The sequence below is a fragment of the Pseudomonas sp. c313 genome, from assembly GCF_055407145.1.
Map to the genome: position 1 here is coordinate 265,868 of NZ_JBUZRD010000002.1, position 21,694 is coordinate 287,561.

At 56.7% G+C, this 21,694-nt stretch carries 19 protein-coding genes and 2 pseudogenes; 14 read left to right on the plus strand and 7 right to left on the minus strand.

Features of this window, described 5'->3' with window-relative positions; translation table 11 throughout:
- Positions 1–6 precede the first annotated feature (6 nt).
- Complete coding sequence (locus ACZRKZ_RS06070; protein ID WP_463981045.1) at positions 7–384, minus strand: hypothetical protein; 378 nt, start codon at positions 382–384, stop codon at positions 7–9.
- A gap of 241 nt (positions 385–625) precedes the next feature.
- On the opposite strand from ACZRKZ_RS06070, the gene ACZRKZ_RS06075 reads away from it, so the two are divergent.
- A complete protein-coding gene (locus ACZRKZ_RS06075) occupies positions 626–859 on the plus strand; it encodes a hypothetical protein (RefSeq protein WP_463981046.1) in 234 nt (77 codons plus the stop codon).
- Between the two features lie 137 nt (positions 860–996).
- On the opposite strand, the gene ACZRKZ_RS06080 is transcribed toward ACZRKZ_RS06075, so the two are convergent.
- Both ACZRKZ_RS06080 and ACZRKZ_RS06085 read right to left on the minus strand, forming a co-directional pair.
- On the minus strand, positions 997–1,926 hold the full coding sequence (locus tag ACZRKZ_RS06080; protein WP_463981047.1) for an HNH endonuclease family protein: 930 nt from the start codon (positions 1,924–1,926) through the stop codon (positions 997–999).
- Positions 1,889–4,288 carry an AAA family ATPase gene (locus ACZRKZ_RS06085; RefSeq protein ID WP_463981048.1) on the minus strand — a complete coding sequence of 800 codons (2,400 nt, stop codon included), beginning with the start codon at positions 4,286–4,288 and terminating at the stop codon, positions 1,889–1,891. The genes ACZRKZ_RS06080 and ACZRKZ_RS06085 overlap by 38 nt, the downstream gene beginning before the upstream one ends.
- 263 nt (positions 4,289–4,551) lie before the next feature.
- Between ACZRKZ_RS06085 and ACZRKZ_RS06090 the strand changes: the two genes are divergently transcribed.
- Complete coding sequence (locus ACZRKZ_RS06090; RefSeq protein WP_463981049.1) at positions 4,552–6,114, plus strand: hypothetical protein; 1,563 nt, start codon at positions 4,552–4,554, stop codon at positions 6,112–6,114.
- A gap of 430 nt (positions 6,115–6,544) precedes the next feature.
- On the plus strand, positions 6,545–7,099 hold the full coding sequence (locus ACZRKZ_RS06095) for a hypothetical protein (RefSeq protein WP_463981050.1): 555 nt from the start codon (positions 6,545–6,547) through the stop codon (positions 7,097–7,099).
- A 113-nt stretch (positions 7,100–7,212) separates the two neighbouring features.
- On the opposite strand, the pseudogene ACZRKZ_RS06100 reads toward ACZRKZ_RS06095, so the two are convergent.
- Positions 7,213–7,960: pseudogene (locus ACZRKZ_RS06100) on the minus strand (efflux RND transporter permease subunit); the annotation flags it as partial.
- A 418-nt stretch (positions 7,961–8,378) separates the two neighbouring features.
- On the opposite strand from ACZRKZ_RS06100, the gene gltS reads away from it, so the two are divergent.
- The 4 genes and pseudogenes from gltS (at position 8,379) to ACZRKZ_RS06120 (ending at position 10,806) form a co-directional block, all read left to right on the plus strand.
- Positions 8,379–9,587: a sodium/glutamate symporter gene (gene gltS, locus ACZRKZ_RS06105; protein WP_463981051.1), complete on the plus strand. Its 1,209-nt coding sequence runs from the start codon at positions 8,379–8,381 to the stop codon at positions 9,585–9,587.
- A gap of 102 nt (positions 9,588–9,689) precedes the next feature.
- Positions 9,690–9,821: pseudogene (locus tag ACZRKZ_RS06110) on the plus strand (efflux transporter periplasmic adaptor subunit); the annotation flags it as partial.
- A 198-nt stretch (positions 9,822–10,019) separates the two neighbouring features.
- Entirely contained in the window at positions 10,020–10,580 is a 561-nt protein-coding gene (locus ACZRKZ_RS06115) for a DUF2975 domain-containing protein (protein WP_463968465.1), read from the plus strand.
- 7 nt (positions 10,581–10,587) lie between these two features.
- Positions 10,588–10,806 (plus strand): helix-turn-helix domain-containing protein, encoded by a 219-nt coding sequence (locus ACZRKZ_RS06120; protein ID WP_149414944.1) that lies wholly within the window; start codon positions 10,588–10,590, stop codon positions 10,804–10,806.
- Between the two features lie 196 nt (positions 10,807–11,002).
- Here ACZRKZ_RS06120 and ACZRKZ_RS06125 read toward each other — a convergent pair whose 3' ends face one another.
- The 3 genes from ACZRKZ_RS06125 to ACZRKZ_RS06135 all read right to left on the minus strand — a co-directional run bounded on the left by ACZRKZ_RS06125 (position 11,003) and on the right by ACZRKZ_RS06135 (position 13,475).
- Positions 11,003–11,593: a hypothetical protein gene (locus ACZRKZ_RS06125; RefSeq protein WP_463981052.1), complete on the minus strand. Its 591-nt coding sequence runs from the start codon at positions 11,591–11,593 to the stop codon at positions 11,003–11,005.
- A 37-nt stretch (positions 11,594–11,630) separates the two neighbouring features.
- Positions 11,631–12,476, minus strand: a complete 846-nt coding sequence (locus tag ACZRKZ_RS06130; protein WP_463981456.1) for a site-specific integrase — start codon at positions 12,474–12,476, stop codon at positions 11,631–11,633.
- A gap of 198 nt (positions 12,477–12,674) precedes the next feature.
- The gene (locus tag ACZRKZ_RS06135; protein ID WP_463981053.1) at positions 12,675–13,475 is read right to left on the minus strand and encodes a M949_RS01915 family surface polysaccharide biosynthesis protein; all 801 of its coding nucleotides are present in this window, start codon (positions 13,473–13,475) and stop codon (positions 12,675–12,677) included.
- A 530-nt stretch (positions 13,476–14,005) separates the two neighbouring features.
- On the opposite strand from ACZRKZ_RS06135, the gene arnC reads away from it, so the two are divergent.
- The 7 genes from arnC to ACZRKZ_RS06170 are packed head-to-tail and all read left to right on the plus strand — an operon-like array spanning position 14,006 to position 21,691.
- Entirely contained in the window at positions 14,006–15,040 is a 1,035-nt protein-coding gene (arnC, locus tag ACZRKZ_RS06140) for an undecaprenyl-phosphate 4-deoxy-4-formamido-L-arabinose transferase (protein ID WP_463981054.1), read from the plus strand.
- Positions 15,037–17,028 carry a bifunctional UDP-4-amino-4-deoxy-L-arabinose formyltransferase/UDP-glucuronic acid oxidase ArnA gene (gene arnA / locus ACZRKZ_RS06145; RefSeq protein ID WP_463981055.1) on the plus strand — a complete coding sequence of 664 codons (1,992 nt, stop codon included), beginning with the start codon at positions 15,037–15,039 and terminating at the stop codon, positions 17,026–17,028. The genes arnC and arnA overlap by 4 nt, the downstream gene beginning before the upstream one ends.
- Positions 17,028–17,912, plus strand: a complete 885-nt coding sequence (gene arnD, locus ACZRKZ_RS06150) for a 4-deoxy-4-formamido-L-arabinose-phosphoundecaprenol deformylase (RefSeq protein WP_463981056.1) — start codon at positions 17,028–17,030, stop codon at positions 17,910–17,912. The genes arnA and arnD overlap by 1 nt, the downstream gene beginning before the upstream one ends.
- Positions 17,909–19,564 carry a lipid IV(A) 4-amino-4-deoxy-L-arabinosyltransferase gene (gene arnT / locus ACZRKZ_RS06155; protein WP_463981057.1) on the plus strand — a complete coding sequence of 552 codons (1,656 nt, stop codon included), beginning with the start codon at positions 17,909–17,911 and terminating at the stop codon, positions 19,562–19,564. Before arnD ends, arnT begins: the two co-directional genes overlap by 4 nt.
- Positions 19,561–19,905, plus strand: coding sequence for a 4-amino-4-deoxy-L-arabinose-phosphoundecaprenol flippase subunit ArnE (arnE, locus tag ACZRKZ_RS06160; RefSeq protein ID WP_463968473.1), 345 nt, complete (start codon positions 19,561–19,563; stop codon positions 19,903–19,905). The genes arnT and arnE overlap by 4 nt, the downstream gene beginning before the upstream one ends.
- Positions 19,902–20,315, plus strand: coding sequence for a 4-amino-4-deoxy-L-arabinose-phosphoundecaprenol flippase subunit ArnF (gene arnF / locus ACZRKZ_RS06165; RefSeq protein WP_463981058.1), 414 nt, complete (start codon positions 19,902–19,904; stop codon positions 20,313–20,315). The genes arnE and arnF overlap by 4 nt, the downstream gene beginning before the upstream one ends.
- On the plus strand, positions 20,312–21,691 hold the full coding sequence (locus ACZRKZ_RS06170) for a UDP-glucose 6-dehydrogenase (protein WP_463981059.1): 1,380 nt from the start codon (positions 20,312–20,314) through the stop codon (positions 21,689–21,691). The genes arnF and ACZRKZ_RS06170 overlap by 4 nt, the downstream gene beginning before the upstream one ends.
- Positions 21,692–21,694: the final 3 nt, after the last annotated feature.

A 21,694-nucleotide genomic window follows, 5' to 3' on the forward strand; every position in this document is an offset into this window, starting at 1 on the left:
AAGGAATCACCTGGCCTTTAGGGCAAGGCAGGCCCGCAGGCAGGAGGGGGTGAGCACCTCGTCGTTGACGTAGACCCCGCGTACAGGATCATAGGACCGGATAAAGACCCGCACGCTGGCATCCGCCACGGTGGGTAATTGTGAGTCATAGAACACATGCGTGCTTGCGATCGGTACGAAGTCCTGGGGTTCGCTCGGGATATAAGAGCCCGGCGGCACAGGATCCAGCGTCGGCGGGGCAGGGTGCGCGAAGGGTTGGTTTGGCCCGTAGTAGAGCAGCGTACTGCTGGAAGCGGCAGTTTGCATGGGGCTGTGGTCCGCATGTACGGCACTGGCACCCGTGATAAATACGATGAAGAACATCGTCAGATCGATTTGTTTCATGGCAGCACCTGCGAAGTCGGTTTGCCCGCGTTTCCTCAAGGCTTTTAACTATAGCTGTCGTAGAGCGACGTGTTCGCAAACAGGCTGCCGTCTTGGTAAAGCGTGCGTCACGGGAACTGCTTTAATGCATGGGCGGTTATTTTATTGCTCGCTCACTTCCCTAAACGAGGCGGCACACGGGAGTTGCGTTACAGCGCCCGCACTGGAATGCAGATAGTGATAACACCTTAACGAAAGTTCGGTGAACACTGCGCTTTTCGCAACAGCACCGCTGCCGCAAATAATAGATTTCCCGGATCTGCTCAACGATTTGGTTGCCGGACATGTGCGTCGACGCGGGCTATTTCTGTGGCAGTTCATTAGTTCGAACGCTCCCGTCAAGGGCCAGCCTTTTGCCTCGCTGGTGAAAATCGACAGAACGGGCGGTGGCCAACAACCTGATGGATTGTCGGATTTCGCTAGCTATGAAAGTTAGTGACCACTGGGCCAAACACTAAGAATGAGTCTGTTCCGGACATCGCCCATTGTGGGCCCGGCGCCCTGAATGAAATCACGACAGGGGCCGGATGAATTCGAGAATGAACCGGAGTAACGGGAGCCGCGAGAACGTATTCAGCCGGAAAGCCGTTTTTCAAAGGCAAGTATCCATTCGCCCACCATTGCCGAATAGGGCGCGTTTGGTTGCGCCATTTTGCCAATTTCGTCGACCGTCCGGTTCCTTAATTCACAAAGCCTTGATGGCACCACTTTCAATCGATCAGGCCAGTTTGCGTCTACCACGTTCAACAGTTCGTCAAACTCATCGGCCATGGCCGTCAACTCAATGATCATCTCCGCCATGAACTCCAGTTGTCGCAGGACGCGGGTTCTGTCCTGGACAAGGCCAAGGCGGTTAAGTCCGAATATGTGAATCGTATGTGCACCACGATGCAATCCGTCTGGATGGTCCTTGGGCACAACCAGCGCTGACAATGGCAGCTCAACATTGAACCCCAGAAATTGCGATGGATCGACGTCACACGGGTTCAACAGCAGTGGCTGCTCTTTCGTGAAGTCGTAGCTCTCCGGCGCCAAGCGAGTGCCGACAACAGGAAAACTGTCTTTTTTGCCCGACGTGACCGTGTTCAGTGCTTCGTTAGCGGCGCTTTCCCACAGTTGCTCAAGGGTCGTTTCAGCGCCCACCAGTTTCTGTCGGCGTTTTCGATTGCAATCGATGCAGCTCGGTAGCAGGTTTTCCCACTTCATGGCCAGCCACCAATAGCCAGAAAGAGGAGGGTCTTCAGCAACCGCTCCTTTGGGGCGGAAGTGCTCGACATCCACAGGTCCGCTTGCAGAGTAAAACGTCTCGCAGTAAGCGCATTTGCCATGGAACAGTTGATGCAGTTTCTGTTTCACTTCATCGTGTTTGTACAGGCGGAATGCAAAGCTCCCTGGCTTTTTTTGGGTCCAATGGGTGCGAGCCTCATTCAATTCTCTTTTACCGCCCTCCAGTGACTCAAGGATATCAGGGGGACTCACGGTCGACCGATTGACTTTGCGCATGGTTGATACCTCGCAATAAATTCATGATCTTGGCCTTCGATTCCTTTTTCATGCGCTGAAGGGCCTCATCCGACGCGGTTCTGCGTTCCTTGAGGAACTCGGCCACCACCTCTTGTACAAGCCGCTGTCCTTCTGACGTTCCAATCGGCAGCACAGACGCGATGTCGCTCTCGAAGGTGCGCAGTAATTTGAGCTTGTTTGGGTCGGTGATCGGCTCCAGGCGTTGAGTCGCCAGAAGATCAGCGATACCGGCGAGCTTGAGGTCGATTTCTGGTGCGTCCGCTGAAAAAAGCTGGAAAAAATCAGACGTCAACAATTGTTCGATTGTCAGGTTCGAGGTGACAGGAAGGTGCTCCAGACGTTCTACCTTCATCGGTAGCAAGGGAGGCTTTTTCGACTTTCTCGCAGTATTGCGAGGTTGCTTTGATGCGGCGCGTTGCAGCACCAGAACCTCATTGTCAGCCATGGCGCGCAGGCAAAGAGGGTCATGGGTTGTTGCAATGAACGTGACATTTGGCAGTGCGCGCCTGAGGCCACGCATGATGTTCATTTTCCAGCGGGGGTGGAGGTGGGCCTCGACCTCATCGATCAGCACAACCGCTCGAGCATCACTCAAGCTCTGGAAGTCCCGGTTGACTCTGGGGTCCATCAAACCCTGAAAAATGTCACAGATCGTCGCAAGCACAGTCCTGAATCCAGACGATGCGATATCCAAAGGGGTTTTGCCCCATTTCGCCTCGATGTCACTGCTCATGATTGAGGTGACGATATGGCATTTGGTTCTTTCAGGATTGCGCCAGATCACATCGAAATCGCCTTCGATACTCAACACATCCCTCAGCGCCCGCACGACCATTGCAAAGGTCGTCGGGTTGAGACTGAGCAGCCATCTTTCCGGATTGGAAAGCACCACATCGGAACGCAACAGATTTTTAACGTATTTCGCCGGGCTATAACTTCGCTGTTTCCTCAGGTATTGCCGAAAGGCGCCATAAGCAAAAACGCCAGGCATCTCGAAGCCGCTGGTGTGTCTACTATCGACAAAGCCTTCCTCGCCAATACTCAGGACATGGGAACTGCCGTCGTCAAACGTCAGCGACACGGTTGCAGACCCCCGTCGATCCTGATCGCTACCGCCCATGAATTCGGGTTTTAAAATAAAGCTGTGAGCCTCCAGCGCTAACTCTTCTCGCGCTGGATCGTCTGACATTGCGAGAGCGATGGCTTCCAGAATCGAACTTTTGCCCGCTGCATTCTCACCCAGTATCAACAGGGAAGGCGTGGTCATTTCTGAGGGGTTATCAAGTTGTGCCTGATCTTGCGTGGGGGCCGGTAGCTTAAAGCTAAGGTCCTCAAGTGCCTTGAAGTTCTTTATGTGAACACCGATCAGTCTCGCTCGGCCTAGTCGAGGTTTAGGCGCAACAGCCTCAACCGGCAGCCCCAACTTATCGTCTCGGGCAAGCGCCGCTTTAGCCTGTTCAAGTTTCTCGACCGCGCCCTCTGACTCCCAAAGACGATGGTAGAACCGGCGAATACGAGCTTTTGATAAGACGAGGTGCGAACTACCGAGAGAGCCTATTTCCAGCGCAAGTCGCCGCAATAGTAAATACCAGGTACCTCCGAATTCCTGATTTTCAAACTCGAACAGCGGGACCAGGCTTTTCCATGTTTTGGCTGACTTTTCACCCGGCCCGCAGTTGCGGATCAACTCATTCAGACGCTTCTCATAGGTTTTACGACGCTGTTTGATGCGCTCATCTGCATTGAGGTTGAAAGTGGCAATCGTTGTGGAACCGACATCCTTACGACCCCTCATTTGACCATCGAGCTGAACATGGAGCAGAGAGGCGAAATCTTTCTGTACGCAAGGATCAAGTAACAATGGCTTCTCGGACGGCGGGTACTTAAGCCAAAGACCGTTGCCCTGCTTCACAAATTGGTCTATTTCCGACGAGCTTGGGATTCTTGCCCGATTGCCCTGGACCGGGAAGAAAAAGGGTTCCTTTGGCATACAACTCGCGCAAATAGAGTAAATGTTGTCCCATGCATCGGCGAGCCATGTGTAGTAGAGGTGCCCGTTTTCGCCGGACTTAAGTGGGCTTGCCTCCGCAGTGGGGCGAAAGCGGTAAGGTTGAACCTTGGTGGATGCTTCACAAAACGCACACTTGCCTCGGAACAATTGGTTCAGCGCGCGGTGAGTCCCCGGTTCATCGAGCGACAGTACTTTTCGCGAGACTCGGGTTTGCGATATCTGTTCTGACGATTTACTGAAATACTCTTTGAGCAGACGCCGATACTGACCCGCTTCGCGGCTGTTGAATACGCTCGGCGGCGGAACCCTGCTTCTATCGAACGTCAGCATGTCTCTGTTCCTTTAAAGTATTGGAGTGCTGTCCAGTCAGGGGGGGGCAGGTTTTAGAAGTGTAGTAGTCACATTTGCGAAAAGAGTAAAAAAATAACCAAATAAATAAGCAAGGCTATGCTGGTTAGATAGGACGAAAGCAAGTGTGACCAGCTCTGTTAATTCGTTGAAACACTGTTTTTATTTATTTTACAGATGATTAAGGCTGGCTTCTTTAAACCGCTTTTTTACGAGCACAGATTCTCACAGCCGGAGTAGATATTATGGCCTCAACACCTGTCAGTGATACCGTTGGTTCGATGGGCGAGGGCGCTGTTTCAGCCGCACCAGTGGGCGTCAAAAAGAAAAGGAAGACTGGCCTGGGGACCGCTCGCCAAGCTGTCATTCTGGTCCATGGTATGGGTGAGCAAATTCCGATGGATACCGTCAAAGGTTTCGTCAGCACGCTGTGGCAGAACGCGCCTGCCAGTCAACAGTCGGCGAATGACATCTGGAGTAAACCTGATACCCGAACCGGTTCGTTGGAGCTGCGGCGGATCACAACTCGCAAAAGCAAATCATCCGGTCATTTTCGACAGGGTGTGCGGTCGGATTTTTTCGAATTGTACTGGGCAGACCTGACCGCGGGCTCCACATGGGATCAATTTGTTGGCTGGGTCCGATACCTGCTGATCCGCCCTCTGGACAAGGTACCCCAAGCCCTCCGGGCTGCGTGGTTTGTGCTGTGGGCCGCCACCCTGTCTGTCATCGCGTTGGGGTTGATCGGATTGGTGCCCGAACACATCTGGGCGAACCACGCGCCGTGGTGGTTACCTAGGGCGTTTTTTTTGGCTGTCGTCGCGAGTTTGATGGCATTGCTGCATAAGCTTGTCGCCCAGACGTTTGGGCGGGTGGTCCGTTATACCCGAGCCGAACCCGACAATATTGCGGCGCGAGCGGCGGTTCGGGCGCGAGGTTTGAATTTGTTGAGAGCGGTTCATGAGGGGGATGAGTACGATCGTGTCATCCTGGTTGCCCATAGCCTCGGGGCCATCCTTGCCTACGACCTGCTTACTTATTTTTGGGCCGAAAAAGCAGACGCAACCTCTGTGGAGCAGGGGACTCCCGCGTTCAATGCGCTTCGTGTGGTCGAAGTGGCTGCCTTGGATCTGGACGCGGCCGCGACCCGGCTCGCCGCAGCGGCGACGAGTAATACGGCGAGCATGGTTCAGGTCAAAACGGACTTGGACAATGCACAATTGAAGTACAGGGCGGCGCAAGCGCAACTCTGGGACTGCCTTGCGACACTGAGCTCGCAGAGTGGTCGCTCGTCGCCCGAGGATAGATGGTTGATCAGCGATTTTGTGACGTTTGGCAGTCCGCTGGCGCATGCCGAAGTGTTGCTCGCACGTGGGGAGGCCGATCTGAAAGTGCGCATTGAAGCCCGTGAAATGCCGATTTCTCCACCCGTTCGTGAGCCTCTAGACCAAAGAACAGAGAACATCGCGAAAGCCGATGGCATGAAGGATGACGCAGGCGTTGTGTTTCCAAAGCTCTTGTCGTATCCGAGCAAGGACTTTCCGGGACGTTGGATCATTAATCATGGCGCGCCTTTTTCCGTGGTGCGTTGGACCAATGTTTATGACCCGTCGAGGTGGGTCTATCAGGGAGACCTAATCGGTGGCCCACATGCGCCTGTTTTCGGTCCTGGGGTCAAGGATCTCGATTTGTCTGTGGTCGATCGTCCTTCAACGCTTTTTACGCATACGCTCTATTGGAACGCCAAGTGTTCACCTGGGCGGACCGAAGTATTCCGAGAGGCCGTGAACTTGCTGAACAACCCATAGATGCAAGAGATATCGGGGGGGACGGTTCAGCTGTGCCAATTCGGCCGAGGCGGCGCATTATCAACTTGCAGGAGCAGCGGTACGCGCCGACCAGAAGATAAACGGCACTGAATCAGTTTCATCGTCAGCCACCTCATGCAAAAACTCACCATGAACACGAAGGACATGGCCCGTTGAGAGATTGGACGCCAGAAGCGGGTTTGTCGAATCAGTACCTTATGAGCTCATGAACATATCTAGCATAGCACCTGATTTAACATAATATACATTATGCGTACTATTGTGTGCGACCTCTGGGGCTGTTGGTCAGATGCACAGCCTGCACTGCGCTCCTTCTCGTTACTTGAATAATCACCCCATACGGCTACTTGCAGGTTCGTACTCGCTGCGGCAATCTGCTCGGCTCAATCATGATGGAACCTGATCTGTGATGTCACCAGTTGCAATGAACGATCCAAATCTGCAGACATTCATCGCCCGGTTGATGGCCGACAAGCTGGCCACTTGCTCATCAGTTCTTAACGCTCCGTTGCCAGGTGACGGTATTCAGTTCCCGGTCAACAAGCTCGTGGTCAAAGGATACGAACCCTTGAGGTGTCACCACAATTGCCGGGTGCATCAGCTTCGTAACCAAGGCGACGTCATCTACGGCTGGAACCTCTATTCCGGGATGATCGAGGGCGACTTGTTCTACGTGGCCCAGCCTCATGCGATTTGGAAGAAGGATGATCAGTACGCCGATGTTACCCCTGAATTCGATAAGCGGATCAGCCACATTCAGACGTTCACGTTCCTGCCCGATAACCGTGTGCCGATCGGCCACACCATTAGGTTCAAAATTCCACCCTTGTTCATCCACGGTGCAGGAATGTATTGCTGGGCTTCCGGTCTTAATAATAACAGCAGGTATTCGAAGGACTATTTCGAGGTAATGACGATGAGTTCAGATTTCGCCATCGAGGCGCTAAACCTCGCTTCGTGTTGACACCGAGGGTGTTCAATTGCATAACTAAACTAAATGACTGTTTAGTTTAGTTATAATAAACCCTTGCCTAGGCCCGTGATTGGGCGCCCCCCTCCTGCCGCCTCCAGCACCATTTAACCCTTCCTGGTAAACCGCCCACGAATCAGCACAAAAAACAGCGGTACAAAAAATATCCCCAGCAGCGTCGCGCTAAACATCCCGCCCAGCACACCCCTACCGATGGCCTGCCGCCCTGCCGAGCCTGCGCCACTGCTCATAGCCAGCGGCAGGACGCCAAACATGAACGCCAGCGACGTCATCAGGATCGGCCGCAGACGCAAGCGTGCTGCGGTCAGGGTAGCGTCCACCAGGCTCTGGCCCTGTTCCTGTAGGTGCTTGGCAAATTCGACGATCAGGATTGCGTTTTTGGCCGCCAGGCCAACCGTGGTCAGCAACCCGACCTGAAAATACACGTCGTTTGAAAGCCCCGCCGCTCGGATCGCCAGCACTGTGCCGATAACCCCCAGTGGCACGACCAGGATCACCGAAAACGGCACCGACCAACTTCCATACAGTGCCGCCAGGCACAAGAACACAAAACTGCGTACAGCAGAGGCGCCTGGGAGCCCGCCTGGCGCTCTTAATAAGACTGCCCGCTCCACTCGTGGCCAATGCCTTCGGGCAATTGCTTGATGATTGCCTCCACCGCCGTCATGGCTTCGCCCGAGCTGACGCCCGGTGCGGGTCGCCCACCAGGCCGATGGCCGCACTGCCGTTGTAGCGCTCCAGTTGAGGTGAACCATAGCTCCAGGTTGCGCTGGCGAAGGAGGAAAACGGCACCATTTCGCCCAGGCTGTTACGCACAAACCAGCGGTCTAGGTCCTTACGCCTTCAGACAAGAAGGCGCAGCTTTTCAGTTCAATGCCAGAGCATTGCAAACACAGGCATGACCAACGATGGGCACATACGCAACGAAGACAAACTACAGGTCAGTGATATTGTCGCATCAATACAATATGTGCTTTCGCTAAGCAATACAGTCTCTACTCCTCGATTGGAAATTCATTGCGAAATCATGGACCTTGAATAGATTCATCGTGCTCGTCATATGAAATATTTTGATAAAGTAAAGTTAACTCCAAGTCATCTTGGCTCCACTACCATGCCGCGCTCCAATATATCTGGCAGGCCAGTGACGGTTGCCTGATTCTCGACGTCAGTCAGGGCTGAAGTAGCTCAACCCACTCTAGAAGCGTGACCAGGTAAAAAGTCCGCCTCTGGATCAATACCTAGGATGCTAATGTTTCAGCTCGATTTTTATGGAACACTTGTGGCCGCCTCTTTAGTCCTTTTACTGGGGCGCGGACTAGTTGCACGTATCGGTTTTTTACGCACGTATAATATTCCTGAGCCGGTTGCAGGGGGCTTGGTGGTTGCATTGCTTCTCTTGGCTTTGCGCCTGTTCGATATTGAAATCCGCTTTGACACTTCACTGCAAACCCCTTTGATGCTGGCGTTTTTTGCCACCATTGGCTTGAGTGCAGATTTCGCCAGCCTGAAAAAAGGTGGGCGCGTAGTCGGGATTTTTCTACTGGCGGTCACAGGGCTTTTGATACTCCAAAACGCCATGGGTATCGGGCTCGCCAAGGCGTTGGGGCTCGACCCCTTGATGGGGTTGCTGACAGGTTCAATTACCTTGTCGGGCGGACACGGCACAGGCGCTGCCTGGGGGGCGATGTTCAGTGAGAAGTTCGGTCTTGCTTCCGCCTCTGAACTGGCGATGGCCTCCGCGACGTTCGGCCTAGTGCTGGGCGGCTTGATTGGCGGTCCGGTCGCCCGTTTGCTGATCAACCGTGTCCAGACTCCCGGTCTCGTACAAGGTGAGCCGCGCTTGCCAAGGGGCTTTGAACAACCAAACAAAGAGCGCTTGATCACACCGTTTTCGCTGATTGAGACAATCGCGCTGATTGCCGTCAGCCTACAAGCCGGTTCGCTCCTCAATGGCCTGCTCCAGGGGACGGCATTTGAGCTGCCGACGTTCGTCTGCGTCTTGTTCGTGGGTGTGGTGTTGCGCAACGGGCTTTCCGCACTGGGCCTGTATCAGGTGTTTGAGCGTGAAGTCTCGGTGTTGGGCAACGTCAGTTTGTCGCTGTTTCTAGCGATTGCGCTGATGTCGCTCAAACTGTGGGATCTGGCAGCACTGGCGTTACCGTTCGTTATCATCCTGACAGCGCAAGCCTTGCTCATGGCGCTGTTTGCGATTTTCGTGACGTTCAGAGTCATGGGCAGTAACTACGATGCAGCGGTACTGGCTGCCGGACACTGCGGTTTCGGGCTGGGTGCCACACCCACCGCCATCGCTAACATGCAAGCGGTGACACAGCGCTACGGGCCTTCGCAGATAGCATTCCTGGTAGTCCCTATGGTGGGCGCCTTCTTCATCGACATCATTAACGTCATCATAATCAAGCTGTACCTATTATTGCCGTTCCTTGGCGCTGCTGCCTGACGCTCAAGTCACCGGGCCTGGGTTACTAGGCCTGAGTGATCTCTCATGGTTCAACTATCTGTGTGCTGTTGGCGCGACTAGCGGCCTTTAGCAAGGCTCAGCCTGATCACATGGGCACTAGCGCTTGGCGCCTGTGATACGTCTTCCTCCGTAGAAAAATCCGCACCACCGCCCACCGTCCGGATTGAGACCATCCAAGCACAACCCTTGTCGACCTATGGGCGGATCGCCGCTACGCTGGCGGTGGTGTTTGTGCCGGTGTTTTTTGTGGTGGTGATGAAGCGGGTCGGCAGACGATAACAACTAACCGCAGCAAGCCAGTCACCAAGGGGAATAGGAATAATTTATGTGATAATTGCGATAATTAATTATTGTTTTACGATGATTTATGGCTTAGCTTAGACGCTCATTCATACTTTGTGAGGCTTCACTATGACGTCACTTCGTCTTGCTAAACTCAGCCAGCTTATGTCGGCCGCCACGTTAATCCTGATCGTCGTGATGCTGGCGCTCAATGTGGCGCTGTGGCTTTTCCCTTCCCTGGCTTCCAATGAGGGATTAGGCCTGGGTTTCGCGCTCACCGAGCGGCAGCTGTCGCAAAGAACTGAGGTCGCAGCACTGTTCCCTTGGTGGCAAACGCTGGGCGGTATCGTATTGTCGAGTGTGCCGCTGCTGGTGTTGACGTTCGGCCTGGGGAACTTGCGTCGGCTGTTCCAGAGCTATGCCAGTGGCGAGTATTTTTCCGGTGCCGCCGCCTTGCGCCTGGGCAAGGTCGGTAAGGCGGTGGCGCTGTGGGTGCTGCTGGACTTCCTGTGTGAGCCAATGCTCAGCCTCTGGGTTACGATGAATGAACCAGTGGGCCAAAAACTGTTAACCGTGAGCTTTAATGCGCAGACTTTTGTTGCCTTGTTCCTGGCGGCGTGTATTTCGATAATCGCGCGTATTCTCTGGCAAGCCAGTGAAGTGGACTCTGAAAACCGTACTTTCGTTTGAGACCCTTATGTCAATTGTCATTCATCTGGACGTAATGCTTGCGTTGCGCAAAGTTAAATCCAAAGACCTCGCTTCAGCCATCGGCATTACCGAAGCCAACCTTTCACTGTTGAAGCAAGGCAAGGTAAAGGGGGTTCGATTGGCCACTTTGGACGCAATATGCAAGCACCTGAGTTGTCAGCCGGGGGATCTGTTGATCCATGTTCCCGAGGTCGAGCAACAGTAAGTCCTTGATGGAGGCATGCTCTGCACCCTCCTCGCTTTAACCCAGACACCGCCTCTTTTGGCGGTGTCTTTTTTTCGGTGAGGATGAGTCGGGGGCGCCTCGGTCCTGGTGCCAGGCTAGATAGCAGCGGTGCGGCCGACGTAGCCTCGCTGGGGCTCGACAACGGTCATTTCTGCTTTTGACGATGTGTAAATACCTATGGCGTTACGGGCAAACGATGTTCTCTGACCGTTTCATAGTGCAGCTTCCAGCCTTTGAAAAAGACCGTTCTGCGTACATGCAGGTCGCGTGGAGGCATAGGGACAATCGCGACTGCCAATTTGTCTCTTCTGAGCAGGCCGTCAGTAAGAATGTTGACGCCCAGCGCCCCACCTAGAAAACCCAGCAGAAGCCCAACCAGATCGATGAATTTCTCCATGATGGTGTAGGTTTCCTGACGATTCTCTTTCAGGGCATCGTAAATGGAGGTGCCGGAAACAACTGGAGGATTCTGCCCGGAGCCGGGCTTCACCGACTTCGCTAGTGCTTTTTCAGTCGTCTCTTGGTGAATTTGGGCCTGAAACTCCTCCTGTTTCTTGAACTCAAGAAACGTCGTTGATGCCACACCTATCGGCACCAATGACGTCACTACCAACAGCACCCCCAGGACTATGTTGCGAGAAGCCGGGGTGTGAAAGCCGGCGAGCCAGTCGGTTCGCACCATCCAGCAAATAATAATGGCCAGCAACACACAGGGCACCAGAAAACCCAGGTTGATCTGAAAAAAACTATCCAGGCGTGTACTCATTACCGCTTTCTCTCCATGAATGATTGAAACTCAAGTTTTACAGGTCAAACCGATCAATCGCCCGCCGTCGCTCATTATCATCACGAACGTCGTAGCTGGCGGTGGTCTGGATATTGGTGTGGTGCGCCAGTTTCTGGGCGATGGACAGGTCGTGTTCTTCAATCACTCGCGTGATAAATGAACGGCGGAAATCATGGGGCATGATCTTCACCCCCACTTGCTGCCCGCGCTGACGGGCGATGTAGTAAATCGCGTGCTTGGTGATGCGCTCGCGGGTGATGTGGCTGCCCCGGCGGATACGGTTGAACAGAAAGGCGTCGTCCTCCTGCTCTTCACCCAATTGAGCGCGACGGAACGCCAGCCACGCTTCAAGTTTGGCAAAGGCCCACGCCGGCGCGTACTTGATCAGTTCCTTATTGCCCTTGCCCGTGACCCGCAAGCTGCGTTCGTCGAAATTGATCTGGGCCAGGTCGAGGTTGACCGACTCCGACTTGCGCATCCCCGAGCCGTACAGGATTGCAATGACTGCCGCGTCCCGCAGGCCCTGGGGGCGTGGATCGGCTGCGCAAACGTCCATCAACTCGCGAATCAGCGTGCGCCGCAAGTTGCGGCCCTGGCTCAAGCGCGTACCTGCCATCGCCTTGACCGAGCGCATCTTCAGTAGATGCTCCTGGCTGATCAGGCTCATGCGCCATGCCTCGTTCATCACCCCACGCACGGCGTTGACGTAAAGCGATGAGGTATTGGGCGCGTAGCCGTCTTCGCGTAGCACCGCCACCAGGCCCATAACGTGTTCGGGCTGCAGCAGATGCCAGTCGATGTCTTCCAGATTGACCTCTTCGAAACCCAGGCGGTCGGCGGCGTCTTGCAGCACATAACGCATGGTCAACTGGCTCGAAGGGGCCAGCCGCGTGAGGTAGAGGGTCAAGGGGTTTCGGGTCGGGGCGTGGGGAAGCTCAGTCAAAATAGATCAGCCTTGGAATTAAATAACGCAACTAAGCATTTGTTTAGACAAGGTATTTAGTGGTTTGGCGAGCACCGAGTCTAGCGCAGGTCAGCGGCTCGCACCAAACCATCGAACCTATTCCTGACCCTCCATGCGGTCCTGGGTCTGCTGTTGGCCCCATTGGGCATCCTGCTTATACATCACCGCCAACCAGTGCCGGCGCATGAATTCCAGCAGGCTTACCGGCGCCTTGGCAAAGTCCTGTTCATCGGCGTAACAGCCCGGCAACGGCAGTTCGGTGCCTTGCTCCTTGTATTGGCTGACCAGGGCTTGCTGCCCTGTCACGCTGCAATCCTTGGGCAGCGGCATGCCCTGCAGTGCCCCGGCCTCTTCATCCCACCAACTGGCGCCATAGCGGTCGACGCCACGCAGGCCGTACTTCTGCGACTTGCCGATGTGCATGATCAGCTTGAACTCATGGGGGCTGACGTCGCTGGTGCACATCCGTGAATAGCCGACAGTGGCTTGGGTGATGCCGTCGCCAAGCAGGTCAGTGACCTTGGTCGCTGCGCTGTCGAAGTGCAGGCCAGCGTCAAATTCGCAGTGCTGCACGTCGTCATAGAGCATCCACAGGCGCCTGGGCCGGTCGCCATCGAGCAGGTAGTGGGCGGCATAGACAGACGCCGACTGTGTGCCATCGTCATCGCGCTCACTCGCCTGTTGCTCGGCCAGCACCAGCAGATTACGGCCTTGTCGGTCGCTCCAGGTATACGCCGCCACCTGTTTGCCTCGTACCTCCACGCCAGGCGGTACCTGAGTGACCTGAGTGAGCACCACCCCCTCATCGGCCTGAACCCCGCAGGCGTACACGACTGTCATCCACAACACCATCAAGACCGGCCGTAACTGGCCGCGTAAAAGCTGCACGTTGTTCATCCGACTATCCAGGCAAGAGATGGCTTACTTTACCGGCACTTGCATGACAAAGCTGAGAAGATTCACCAGCAAAATCGGGCCGTCGCCATGGAGGCGGCCGCCGAGCACCGGGAAGTTGTTTGCCAGAAATCCCGTTAATTCATTTTTGGCGTGGGACAAATGACTTACAGGCAAGGCGCTACAGCACGAAAATGTTCTCGTTGGTCTCTGCCCTTATTATTTAGCTGAACACTAGCTGTCTACCCACCAAATAAACGAGTTTTTCATCGGCCTTTCATATTCGTTCTACATTTTTGCGCTTAATCTTGAGCGCAGGACTTGAGAACAATCCGCGCTTTGCAGACTAACCCTTTGATTATGCTTTACCTTTGAGCGCTGTGGTCTTTACTCAAGGTGTCCAGGCGCCAGGCAATGCAACGGTCGAATGACCGTAAGCAAACCGCTCTATTTTTATTCGGATCACTGCACTTTTAACCTTTGGCTGTTGTCGTCTTTACGCGCCAAGTTGCTCTAACCGAGGTCATGAATCTTTGAAACCCTACCCTATTCATTGCGTGTCGATCGTTATCCCGGTCTACAACGAAGAAGAGAGCTTGCCTGAGTTGCTTCGTCGCACCACGGCGGCGTGCAAGCAGCTGGCTTATGAATACGAAATCATCCTGGTGGACGACGGCAGCCGCGATAACTCGGCCCAGTTGCTGGAAGAGGCAGCCGCCGAAAACGGCAACCATGTGGTGGCGGTGATCCTCAACCGTAACTATGGCCAACACGCGGCAATCATGGCCGGTTTTGAACAGTGCCGGGGCGACGTAGTCATCACCCTCGACGCCGACCTGCAAAACCCTCCTGAAGAAATCCCGCGTTTAGTCGAACAGGCCGCCCTGGGCTACGACGTGGTTGCCACGGTGCGCAACAACCGCCAGGACTCGGCTTTGCGCCGCTGGCCGTCGCGCTTGATCAACCTTGCTGTGCAGCGCTCCACCGGCGTTGCCATGACTGACTACGGCTGTATGCTTCGCGCTTATCGGCGCACCGTTGTCGACGCGATGCTGGCCTGCCGCGAGCGCAGCACCTTTATCCCGATCCTGGCCAACGGCTTTGCCCGCCACACCACGGAAATCCTCGTGCAGCACGCCGAGCGTGAACACGGTGAGTCCAAGTACAGCGCCATGCGCCTGATCAGCCTGATGTTCGACCTGCTGACCTGCATGACCACCACGCCGTTGCGCCTACTGTCCATCGTCGGCTTCAGCCTGGCTGCCATTGGCATGCTGTTTGCGCTACTGCTGATCGTACTGCGCCTGGCTTTCGGAGCCGAGTGGGCGGGCGACGGCATGTTCGTATTGTTTGCCGTGCTGTTTGTATTTACCGGCGGCCAGTTCATCGGCATGGGCTTGTTGGGTGAATACCTGGGGCGCATGTACAGCGATGTCCGGGCCCGTCCACGGTTCTTTATTGAAAAGGTGCTGCGCAACGAACCGGCAGCACCGGCTCCGGTCGTTATCGTCGACGGCCTGACCTCTTCCCATACTTCCACCTCACTTTCCGATCAGGTTTCGTCATGAATCCCAAAGCTGTTGTCTTCGCTTACCACGACATTGGCTGTGCAGGCATCGAAGCCCTGCTCACCGCCGGCTACGACATTGCTGCCGTGTTCACCCATGCCGACGACCCCCGGGAAAACAACTTCTACGGCTCCGTCGCCCAGCTCTGCGCCCGCAACGGTATCCCGGTGCATGCGCCTGAAGATGCCAACCACCCGCTGTGGGTCGAGCGTGTGGCCAAGCTCAAGCCAGACTTCATCTTCTCCTTTTACTACCGCAACCTGCTGAGCGAAGCGCTGCTGGCTACCGCAGCCAAAGGCGCGTTCAACCTGCATGGCTCGCTTCTGCCCAAGTACCGGGGTCGTGCACCGGCCAATTGGGTGCTGGTCAAGGGTGAAACTGAAACCGGCGTGACCCTGCACCGCATGGTCAAGCGTGCCGATGCCGGCGCGATCCTCGCCCAGCAAAAGGTCAGCATCGAGCGCAGCGACACTGGCCTGACCCTGCACGCCAAACTGCGTGACGCCGCCAGCCACCTGCTGGGCGATGCCTTGGGGCAACTGGCCGAGGGCACGCTGACAGAAACTGCCCAGGATGAAAGTCAGGCCACCTACTTCGGTCGCCGCAGCGCCGCCGACGGCAAGCTGGAATGGAAAAAACCTGCTGAAGAACTGTTCAATCTGGTCCGCGCAGTCACTCAACCGTATCCGGGTGCCTTCTGCGCTGCGGGCGAGCACAAGTTGATTGTCTGGAGCGCCGAGGTCGTCAAAGGCAACGAAGGCCAGGCCCCGGGCCGAGTGATCAGCGTCGATCCGCTGCGCATTGCCTGCGGTGAGGATTCCCTGGTAGTGCGTTTCGGTCAGCGCAATGACAACGGCCTGTACCTAGCCGGCCCTGCGCTTGCCAACGAGCTGGGCCTGGTGGACGGCTCCGTGTTGCGCGGTGCCGAGTCGGGTCGCAAGCCACGTCGCACACGGGTGCTGATCCTCGGCGTCAACGGCTTTATCGGTAACCACCTGTCCGAGCGCCTGCTGCGCGACGACCGCTATGAAGTCTACGGCCTGGACATTGGCTCCGACGCCATCGAGCGCCTGCGCAGCCACCCCAACTTTCATTACGTGGAAGGCGACATCAGCATTCACTCGGAGTGGATTGAGTACCACATCAAGAAATGCGATGTGGTCCTGCCGCTGGTGGCCATCGCCACGCCAATCGAATACACCCGCAACCCGCTGCGCGTATTTGAACTGGACTTCGAAGAGAACCTCAAACTGGTTCGCTACTGCGTCAAGTACAACAAGCGCGTGATCTTCCCCTCGACGTCCGAAGTCTATGGCATGTGCCAGGACCAGAACTTCGACGAAGACACCTCCAACCTGGTGGTCGGCCCGATCAACAAGCAGCGCTGGATCTACTCAGTGTCCAAGCAACTGCTGGACCGGGTGATCTGGGCCTACGGCGCCAAGGGCCTGAACTTCACCCTGTTCCGTCCGTTCAACTGGATGGGCCCGCGCCTGGACCGCCTCGATTCGGCGCGCATCGGCAGCTCGCGCGCAATCACCCAACTGATCCTCAACCTGGTAGAAGGCACGCCCATCCGCCTGTTCGACGGTGGCGAGCAGAAACGCTGCTTTACCGACATCGCCGACGGCATCGAGGCCCTGGCGCGGATCATCGACAACGACAATGACGCCTGCAACGGTCAGATCATCAACATAGGCAACCCGGACAACGAAGCCAGCATCCGCCAGTTGGGCGAAGAGCTGTTGCGTCAGTTCGAAGCTCACCCTTTGCGCGGCAACTTCCCGCCGTTCGCCGGTTTCCGTGATGTCGAGAGCAAGGCGTTCTACGGCACCGGTTACCAGGACGTCGCACACCGCAAGCCAAGCATCGCCAACGCCAAGCGCCTGCTGAACTGGGAGCCAAGCGTGGAGATGAGCGAGACCATTGGTAACACCCTGGATTTCTTCCTGCGTGAAGCCATGCTCGAAATCGCGGACAAGCATTGATGCAGGCAGGTCTTCGCATCGACGTCGACACCTATCGAGGCACCCGTGAAGGGGTGCCACGCTTGTTGGAGCTGCTCGATGAAGCCGGGATCAAGGCGACGTTCTTCTTCAGTGTCGGGCCGGACAATATGGGCCGTCATTTGTGGCGCCTGATCCGCCCGCAGTTCCTGTGGAAGATGCTGCGCTCCAATGCCGCCGGCCTGTACGGCTGGGACATTCTGCTGGCCGGCACTGCCTGGCCGGGCAAGCCCATCGGTCGCGACCTGGGGCACCTGATGCGCCAGGCCAAGGCGGCCGGGCATGAAGTCGGTTTGCATGCCTGGGATCACCATGGCTGGCAGGCTAATACCGGGCGCTGGAGCGATGAGCAACTGGTGGAGCAGATCCGTCGCGGCGTCGACACCTTGAGCGACATTCTTGGTGAGCACGTCGACTGCTCGGCCGCCGCCGGTTGGCGTGCCGATGAACGTGTGGTGCAGGCCAAGCAAGGCTTCAACTTTCGCTACAACAGCGATTGCCGTGGTACCAGCCTGTTCCGACCGACGCTGGCCGATGGCAGTGCCGGCACGCCGCAGATTCCGGTGGGCCTGCCAACCTTTGACGAAGTGGTCGGGCCGTTGGTAGCGGCCAAGGATTTTAATGCCTTCATTCTCGACCGATTCACCGAATCGAAACTCAACGTCTATACGATCCACGCAGAGGTAGAAGGGATTCTGATGGCCAATGATTTTCGCCAGTTGCTTGCCCTGGCAGGGCAGCGCGGCATCGCGTTTCAACCGCTGGGTAGGTTGTTGCCGAGCGATCCCGCCACATTGCCCCAGGAGCATCTGGTTCGCGGAGCATTGAGCGGCCGCGAGGGCTGGCTGGGAGTGCAAAAGGCATGATTCGCCGTTGGGCCCTGCCCCTGCTCTTGCTGGTCTTTGGCGTGTGTTATCTGCTGCCGATGGCCACCCATGGCCTGTGGATTCCGGACGAAACCCGCTATGCCCAGATCAGCCAGGAAATGCTCCTGACCGGCAAATGGGCGTCGCCGCATTTTATGGGTATCCGCTATTTTGAAAAGCCGGCGGCCGGGTACTGGATGATCGCCCTGGGTCAGGCCATTTTTGGCCAGAACCTGTTTGGCGTGCGCTTTGCCTCGGCGCTGGCCACCGGCTTGAGCATCTTGCTGGTGTACTGGGTGTCCCGACGCTTGTGGCATGACCCGCGCAAAAGCCTGGTCAGCACCGTGCTGTACATGAGTTTTGTCAGCGTTGCGGCACTGGGGGGCTACGCCAACCTTGATCCGCAATTCACCTTTTGGATCAACCTGACCGGCGTGGCCTTGTGGCTGTGTGTCGACAGCACCAGCCATCGCGGCCGTTTGTGGTCCTGGGCCTTGCTGGGTGTGGCCTGTGCCATGGGTTTCATGACCAAGGGCTTTCTGGCATGGCTGCTACCGGTGTTGATCGCCCTGCCCTACATGATCTGGCAAAAGCGCTTTCGTGAGCTGCTGGGCTATGGCCTGGTGGCGGTCGTCGTGGCAGTTGTCGTCAGCTTGCCGTGGGCGTTAGCGGTACATGCCCAGGAGCCGGACTATTGGCATTTCTTTTTCTGGCATGAGCATATCCAGCGCTTTGCCGGTGAAGATGCTCAGCACGATCAGCCGTGGTGGTATTACCTGCCGCTGCTGGTGGCGTTCTGTCTGCCGTGGGTGGCCTTGCTGCCCTCCACCTTGAAACAGGCGTGGCTGGAAAAACGCACCCACAAGACCGCGTTCCTGTTGTTGTGGCTGCTGATGCCCCTGGCGTTTTTCAGCCTGAGCAAGGGCAAGTTGCCGGCTTATATCCTGCCGTGCCTGCTGCCCCTGGCGCTGCTGATGGGCAATACCCTGGCAGACAAACTGGCCCAGGCCCGTGGCCGGGTGTTGCAAGTCAACGGCTGGCTCAACCTGATGCTCGGCCTGCTGGGGTTGCTGGCCCTGGTGTATTTCCAGTTGAAGAAGCCGGTGTACGAGCATAACCAGGAGCTGCTGAGCCTGGTGCTGGTGTTTATCGTGTTGTTTGGCTGGATCATCGCCAACCTGCTGCAAGCGGCGCGTCCGTTGCGGTTGTGGGCCGCGCCGGCGATTGGCAGCTGGCTTCTGGTTGCTCTGGTACCTGCCGCCCTGCCCCATTCGGTGGTTTATAACAAGACGCCGGATCAGTTCATCATTGATCACTCCGATGAGTTGGCCCGCACATCCACGTTGCTAAGCAACGACCTGGGCGCTGCGTCCGCCCTGTCGTGGCGGCTCAAACGCCCGGAAGTCGCGCTGTACAACACCGTCGGCGAAGTCAAATACGGCATCGCCTATCCAGACACCGCCTACCGCAAAGTGGACACCGCCCAGGTCCAGCAATGGATGACGGACGCCCGCAAACAGGGTTCGGTGGGCGTGGTCATGCGGGTCAAGGGCAATGACGAACGGCAGGAAGTGGACTTGCTGCCCAAGGATGGCAAGCGCTACGAGCAAGGCAACATGGTGATCCTGATTTTCCCGCAGGTTGCACCATGACCCTCCTGCTGCTCTTGGCCGCTTGCCTGCTGACCTGCATGGGTCAGGTTTCGCAGAAGTTTGCCGTGGAAGGCTGGCGTGACCAGCCTGACGGTTGGGCCGCAAAACTGCGCTCGCCCTGGCTGTGGTCGGCACTGCTCTGCCTGGGCCTGGGTTTACTGGTATGGCTGCTGGTCTTGCAGCGCCTGGAAGTGGGCATCGCTTACCCCATGCTCAGCCTGAATTTTGTGCTGGTAACCCTGGTGGCGCGTTTTGTCTTCCACGAGCCTGTGGATCGTCGCCATTGGTTGGGTGTCGCCCTGGTAATCGCCGGCGTGGCGTTGTTGGGAGGTGAGGTATGAGCCGAGTTCGCGGCTTTGCCCTGGCCCTGGGCAGCGTTGCATTGGTCAGCGGTGCCCAGTTGGGCATGCGCTGGAGCATGACCCGCCTGCCGCTGCCCAGCGAATGGCTGACTGCGTTGAACAGCGGCGCCATCGACTTTGGCGCGCTGGGCGTGGTGATCCTGGCGATTTTCGCCTACGCGCTGTCGATGCTCTGTTGGCTCGGCGCCCTCAAGGACCTTCCCCTGGGGCGTGCTTATTCGCTGCTGAGCATCAGCTACGCCCTGGTGTACCTGCTGGCGGCCAGCCTGCCGGTATTCAACGAACACTTTTCCCTGTCGAAAACCCTGGGGGTGGCATTGGTCATCCTCGGTGTCCTGACGATCAACTCCCGTCGTATCAGCAGTACAAGCCCCAGGAATACCCCATGAAAATCAGCGTATTTGGTAGTGGTTACGTCGGCCTGGTACAAGCCACCGTACTGGCCGAGGTCGGTCACGATGTCATCTGCATGGACGTTGATGAAAACAAGGTCCGCCTGTTGCAGCAGGGGCACGTGAGTATTTTCGAGCCGGGGCTTGCCAGCCTGGTCAAGGAAAACCTGGAGACCGGCCGCCTGACCTTCACCTGCGATGAAAAGCTTGCGGTGGAACACGGTGAGGTACTGTTCATTGCCGTGGGCACGCCTTCGGACGAGGACGGTTCGGCGGACTTGAGATACGTGCTGTCGGTGGGCGATGCGGTGGCCCGTCATCGGCGCGACCCCGTGATCCTGGTGGAAAAATCCACCGTGCCCGTGGGCACCGGCGACACTTTACGCGCCCATATCGAAAAGGCCCTGCACCTGGCCGGGCGCAATCTGGAGTTCGATATCGTCTCCAACCCGGAATTCCTCAAGGAAGGCTCGGCGGTCGCCGACTGCCGCCGTCCAGACCGGATCATCATCGGTTGCGAGCGCGAAGAAGTGCGCGAAGTGATGCGCGACCTGTACGCGCCGTTCAACCGTAACCACGACCGCATTATCTTCATGGACCTGCGCAGTGCCGAGCTGACCAAGTACGCCGCCAACTGCATGCTGGCGACCAAGATCAGCTTTATCAACCAGATCGCCGAGCTGGCCGAACACCTGGGCGCAGATATTGAATCCGTGCGCCTGGGGATCGGTGCCGATTCGCGGATTGGCTACCACTTTATCTACCCCGGTTGCGGCTACGGCGGGTCGTGTTTCCCCAAGGACATGCGCGCTTTGATCCACAGTGCCAAGCAAGCCAATTGCTCCAGCGACCTGTTGGAAGCGGTGGAAGCCATCAATCAGCGGCAGAAGAGCAAATTGTTCGAGCGGATCAAGGCCTTCTACAAAGGCGACTTGCGCGGCAAGACTTTCGCCCTGTGGGGCCTGGCGTTCAAGCCCAACACCGATGACATGCGCGATGCGCCCAGCCGGGTATTGATGGAGTCGCTATGGGCGGCGGGCGCCAACGTGCGCGCCTTTGACCCGGAAGCCATGCAGGAAACCCAGCGCCTTTACGGCGATGACCCCCGGCTGATGCTGATGGGCACGCCGGAGTCGACCCTGGGCGGTTGCGATGCGTTGATCATCTGCACCGAGTGGCAGCAGTTCAAGGCGCCGGATTTCGACCTGCTGCAACAGCGCCTCAAGGCTGCGGTGATTTTCGACGGCCGTAACCTGTACGACGCCGAGCGCCTGGCACGCAAGGGCTTCCAGTATTTCCCGATGGGCCGCGGAGAATCGTGCAACCTGCCGATCCCCCAGCAGCAATGGGTTCCCCGGCTGCTGGAAGCGTAAGAC

Coding starts and splice junctions, on each gene's coding strand:
- ACZRKZ_RS06070 (WP_463981045.1), bottom strand. CDS start 384: ATGAAACAAATCGATCTGACGATGTTCTTCATCGTATTTATCACGGGT.
- ACZRKZ_RS06080 (WP_463981047.1), bottom strand. CDS start 1,926: ATGCGCAAAGTCAATCGGTCGACCGTGAGTCCCCCTGATATCCTTGAG.
- ACZRKZ_RS06085 (WP_463981048.1), bottom strand. CDS start 4,288: ATGCTGACGTTCGATAGAAGCAGGGTTCCGCCGCCGAGCGTATTCAAC.
- ACZRKZ_RS06090 (WP_463981049.1), top strand. CDS start 4,552: ATGGCCTCAACACCTGTCAGTGATACCGTTGGTTCGATGGGCGAGGGC.
- ACZRKZ_RS06095 (WP_463981050.1), top strand. CDS start 6,545: ATGTCACCAGTTGCAATGAACGATCCAAATCTGCAGACATTCATCGCC.
- gltS (WP_463981051.1), top strand. CDS start 8,379: ATGTTTCAGCTCGATTTTTATGGAACACTTGTGGCCGCCTCTTTAGTC.
- ACZRKZ_RS06115 (WP_463968465.1), top strand. CDS start 10,020: ATGACGTCACTTCGTCTTGCTAAACTCAGCCAGCTTATGTCGGCCGCC.
- ACZRKZ_RS06120 (WP_149414944.1), top strand. CDS start 10,588: ATGTCAATTGTCATTCATCTGGACGTAATGCTTGCGTTGCGCAAAGTT.
- ACZRKZ_RS06125 (WP_463981052.1), bottom strand. CDS start 11,593: ATGAGTACACGCCTGGATAGTTTTTTTCAGATCAACCTGGGTTTTCTG.
- ACZRKZ_RS06130 (WP_463981456.1), bottom strand. CDS start 12,476: ATGCGTTATGTGCTGCAAGACGCCGCCGACCGCCTGGGTTTCGAAGAG.
- ACZRKZ_RS06135 (WP_463981053.1), bottom strand. CDS start 13,475: ATGAACAACGTGCAGCTTTTACGCGGCCAGTTACGGCCGGTCTTGATG.
- arnA (WP_463981055.1), top strand. CDS start 15,037: ATGAATCCCAAAGCTGTTGTCTTCGCTTACCACGACATTGGCTGTGCA.
- arnD (WP_463981056.1), top strand. CDS start 17,028: ATGCAGGCAGGTCTTCGCATCGACGTCGACACCTATCGAGGCACCCGT.
- arnT (WP_463981057.1), top strand. CDS start 17,909: ATGATTCGCCGTTGGGCCCTGCCCCTGCTCTTGCTGGTCTTTGGCGTG.
- arnE (WP_463968473.1), top strand. CDS start 19,561: ATGACCCTCCTGCTGCTCTTGGCCGCTTGCCTGCTGACCTGCATGGGT.
- arnF (WP_463981058.1), top strand. CDS start 19,902: ATGAGCCGAGTTCGCGGCTTTGCCCTGGCCCTGGGCAGCGTTGCATTG.
- ACZRKZ_RS06170 (WP_463981059.1), top strand. CDS start 20,312: ATGAAAATCAGCGTATTTGGTAGTGGTTACGTCGGCCTGGTACAAGCC.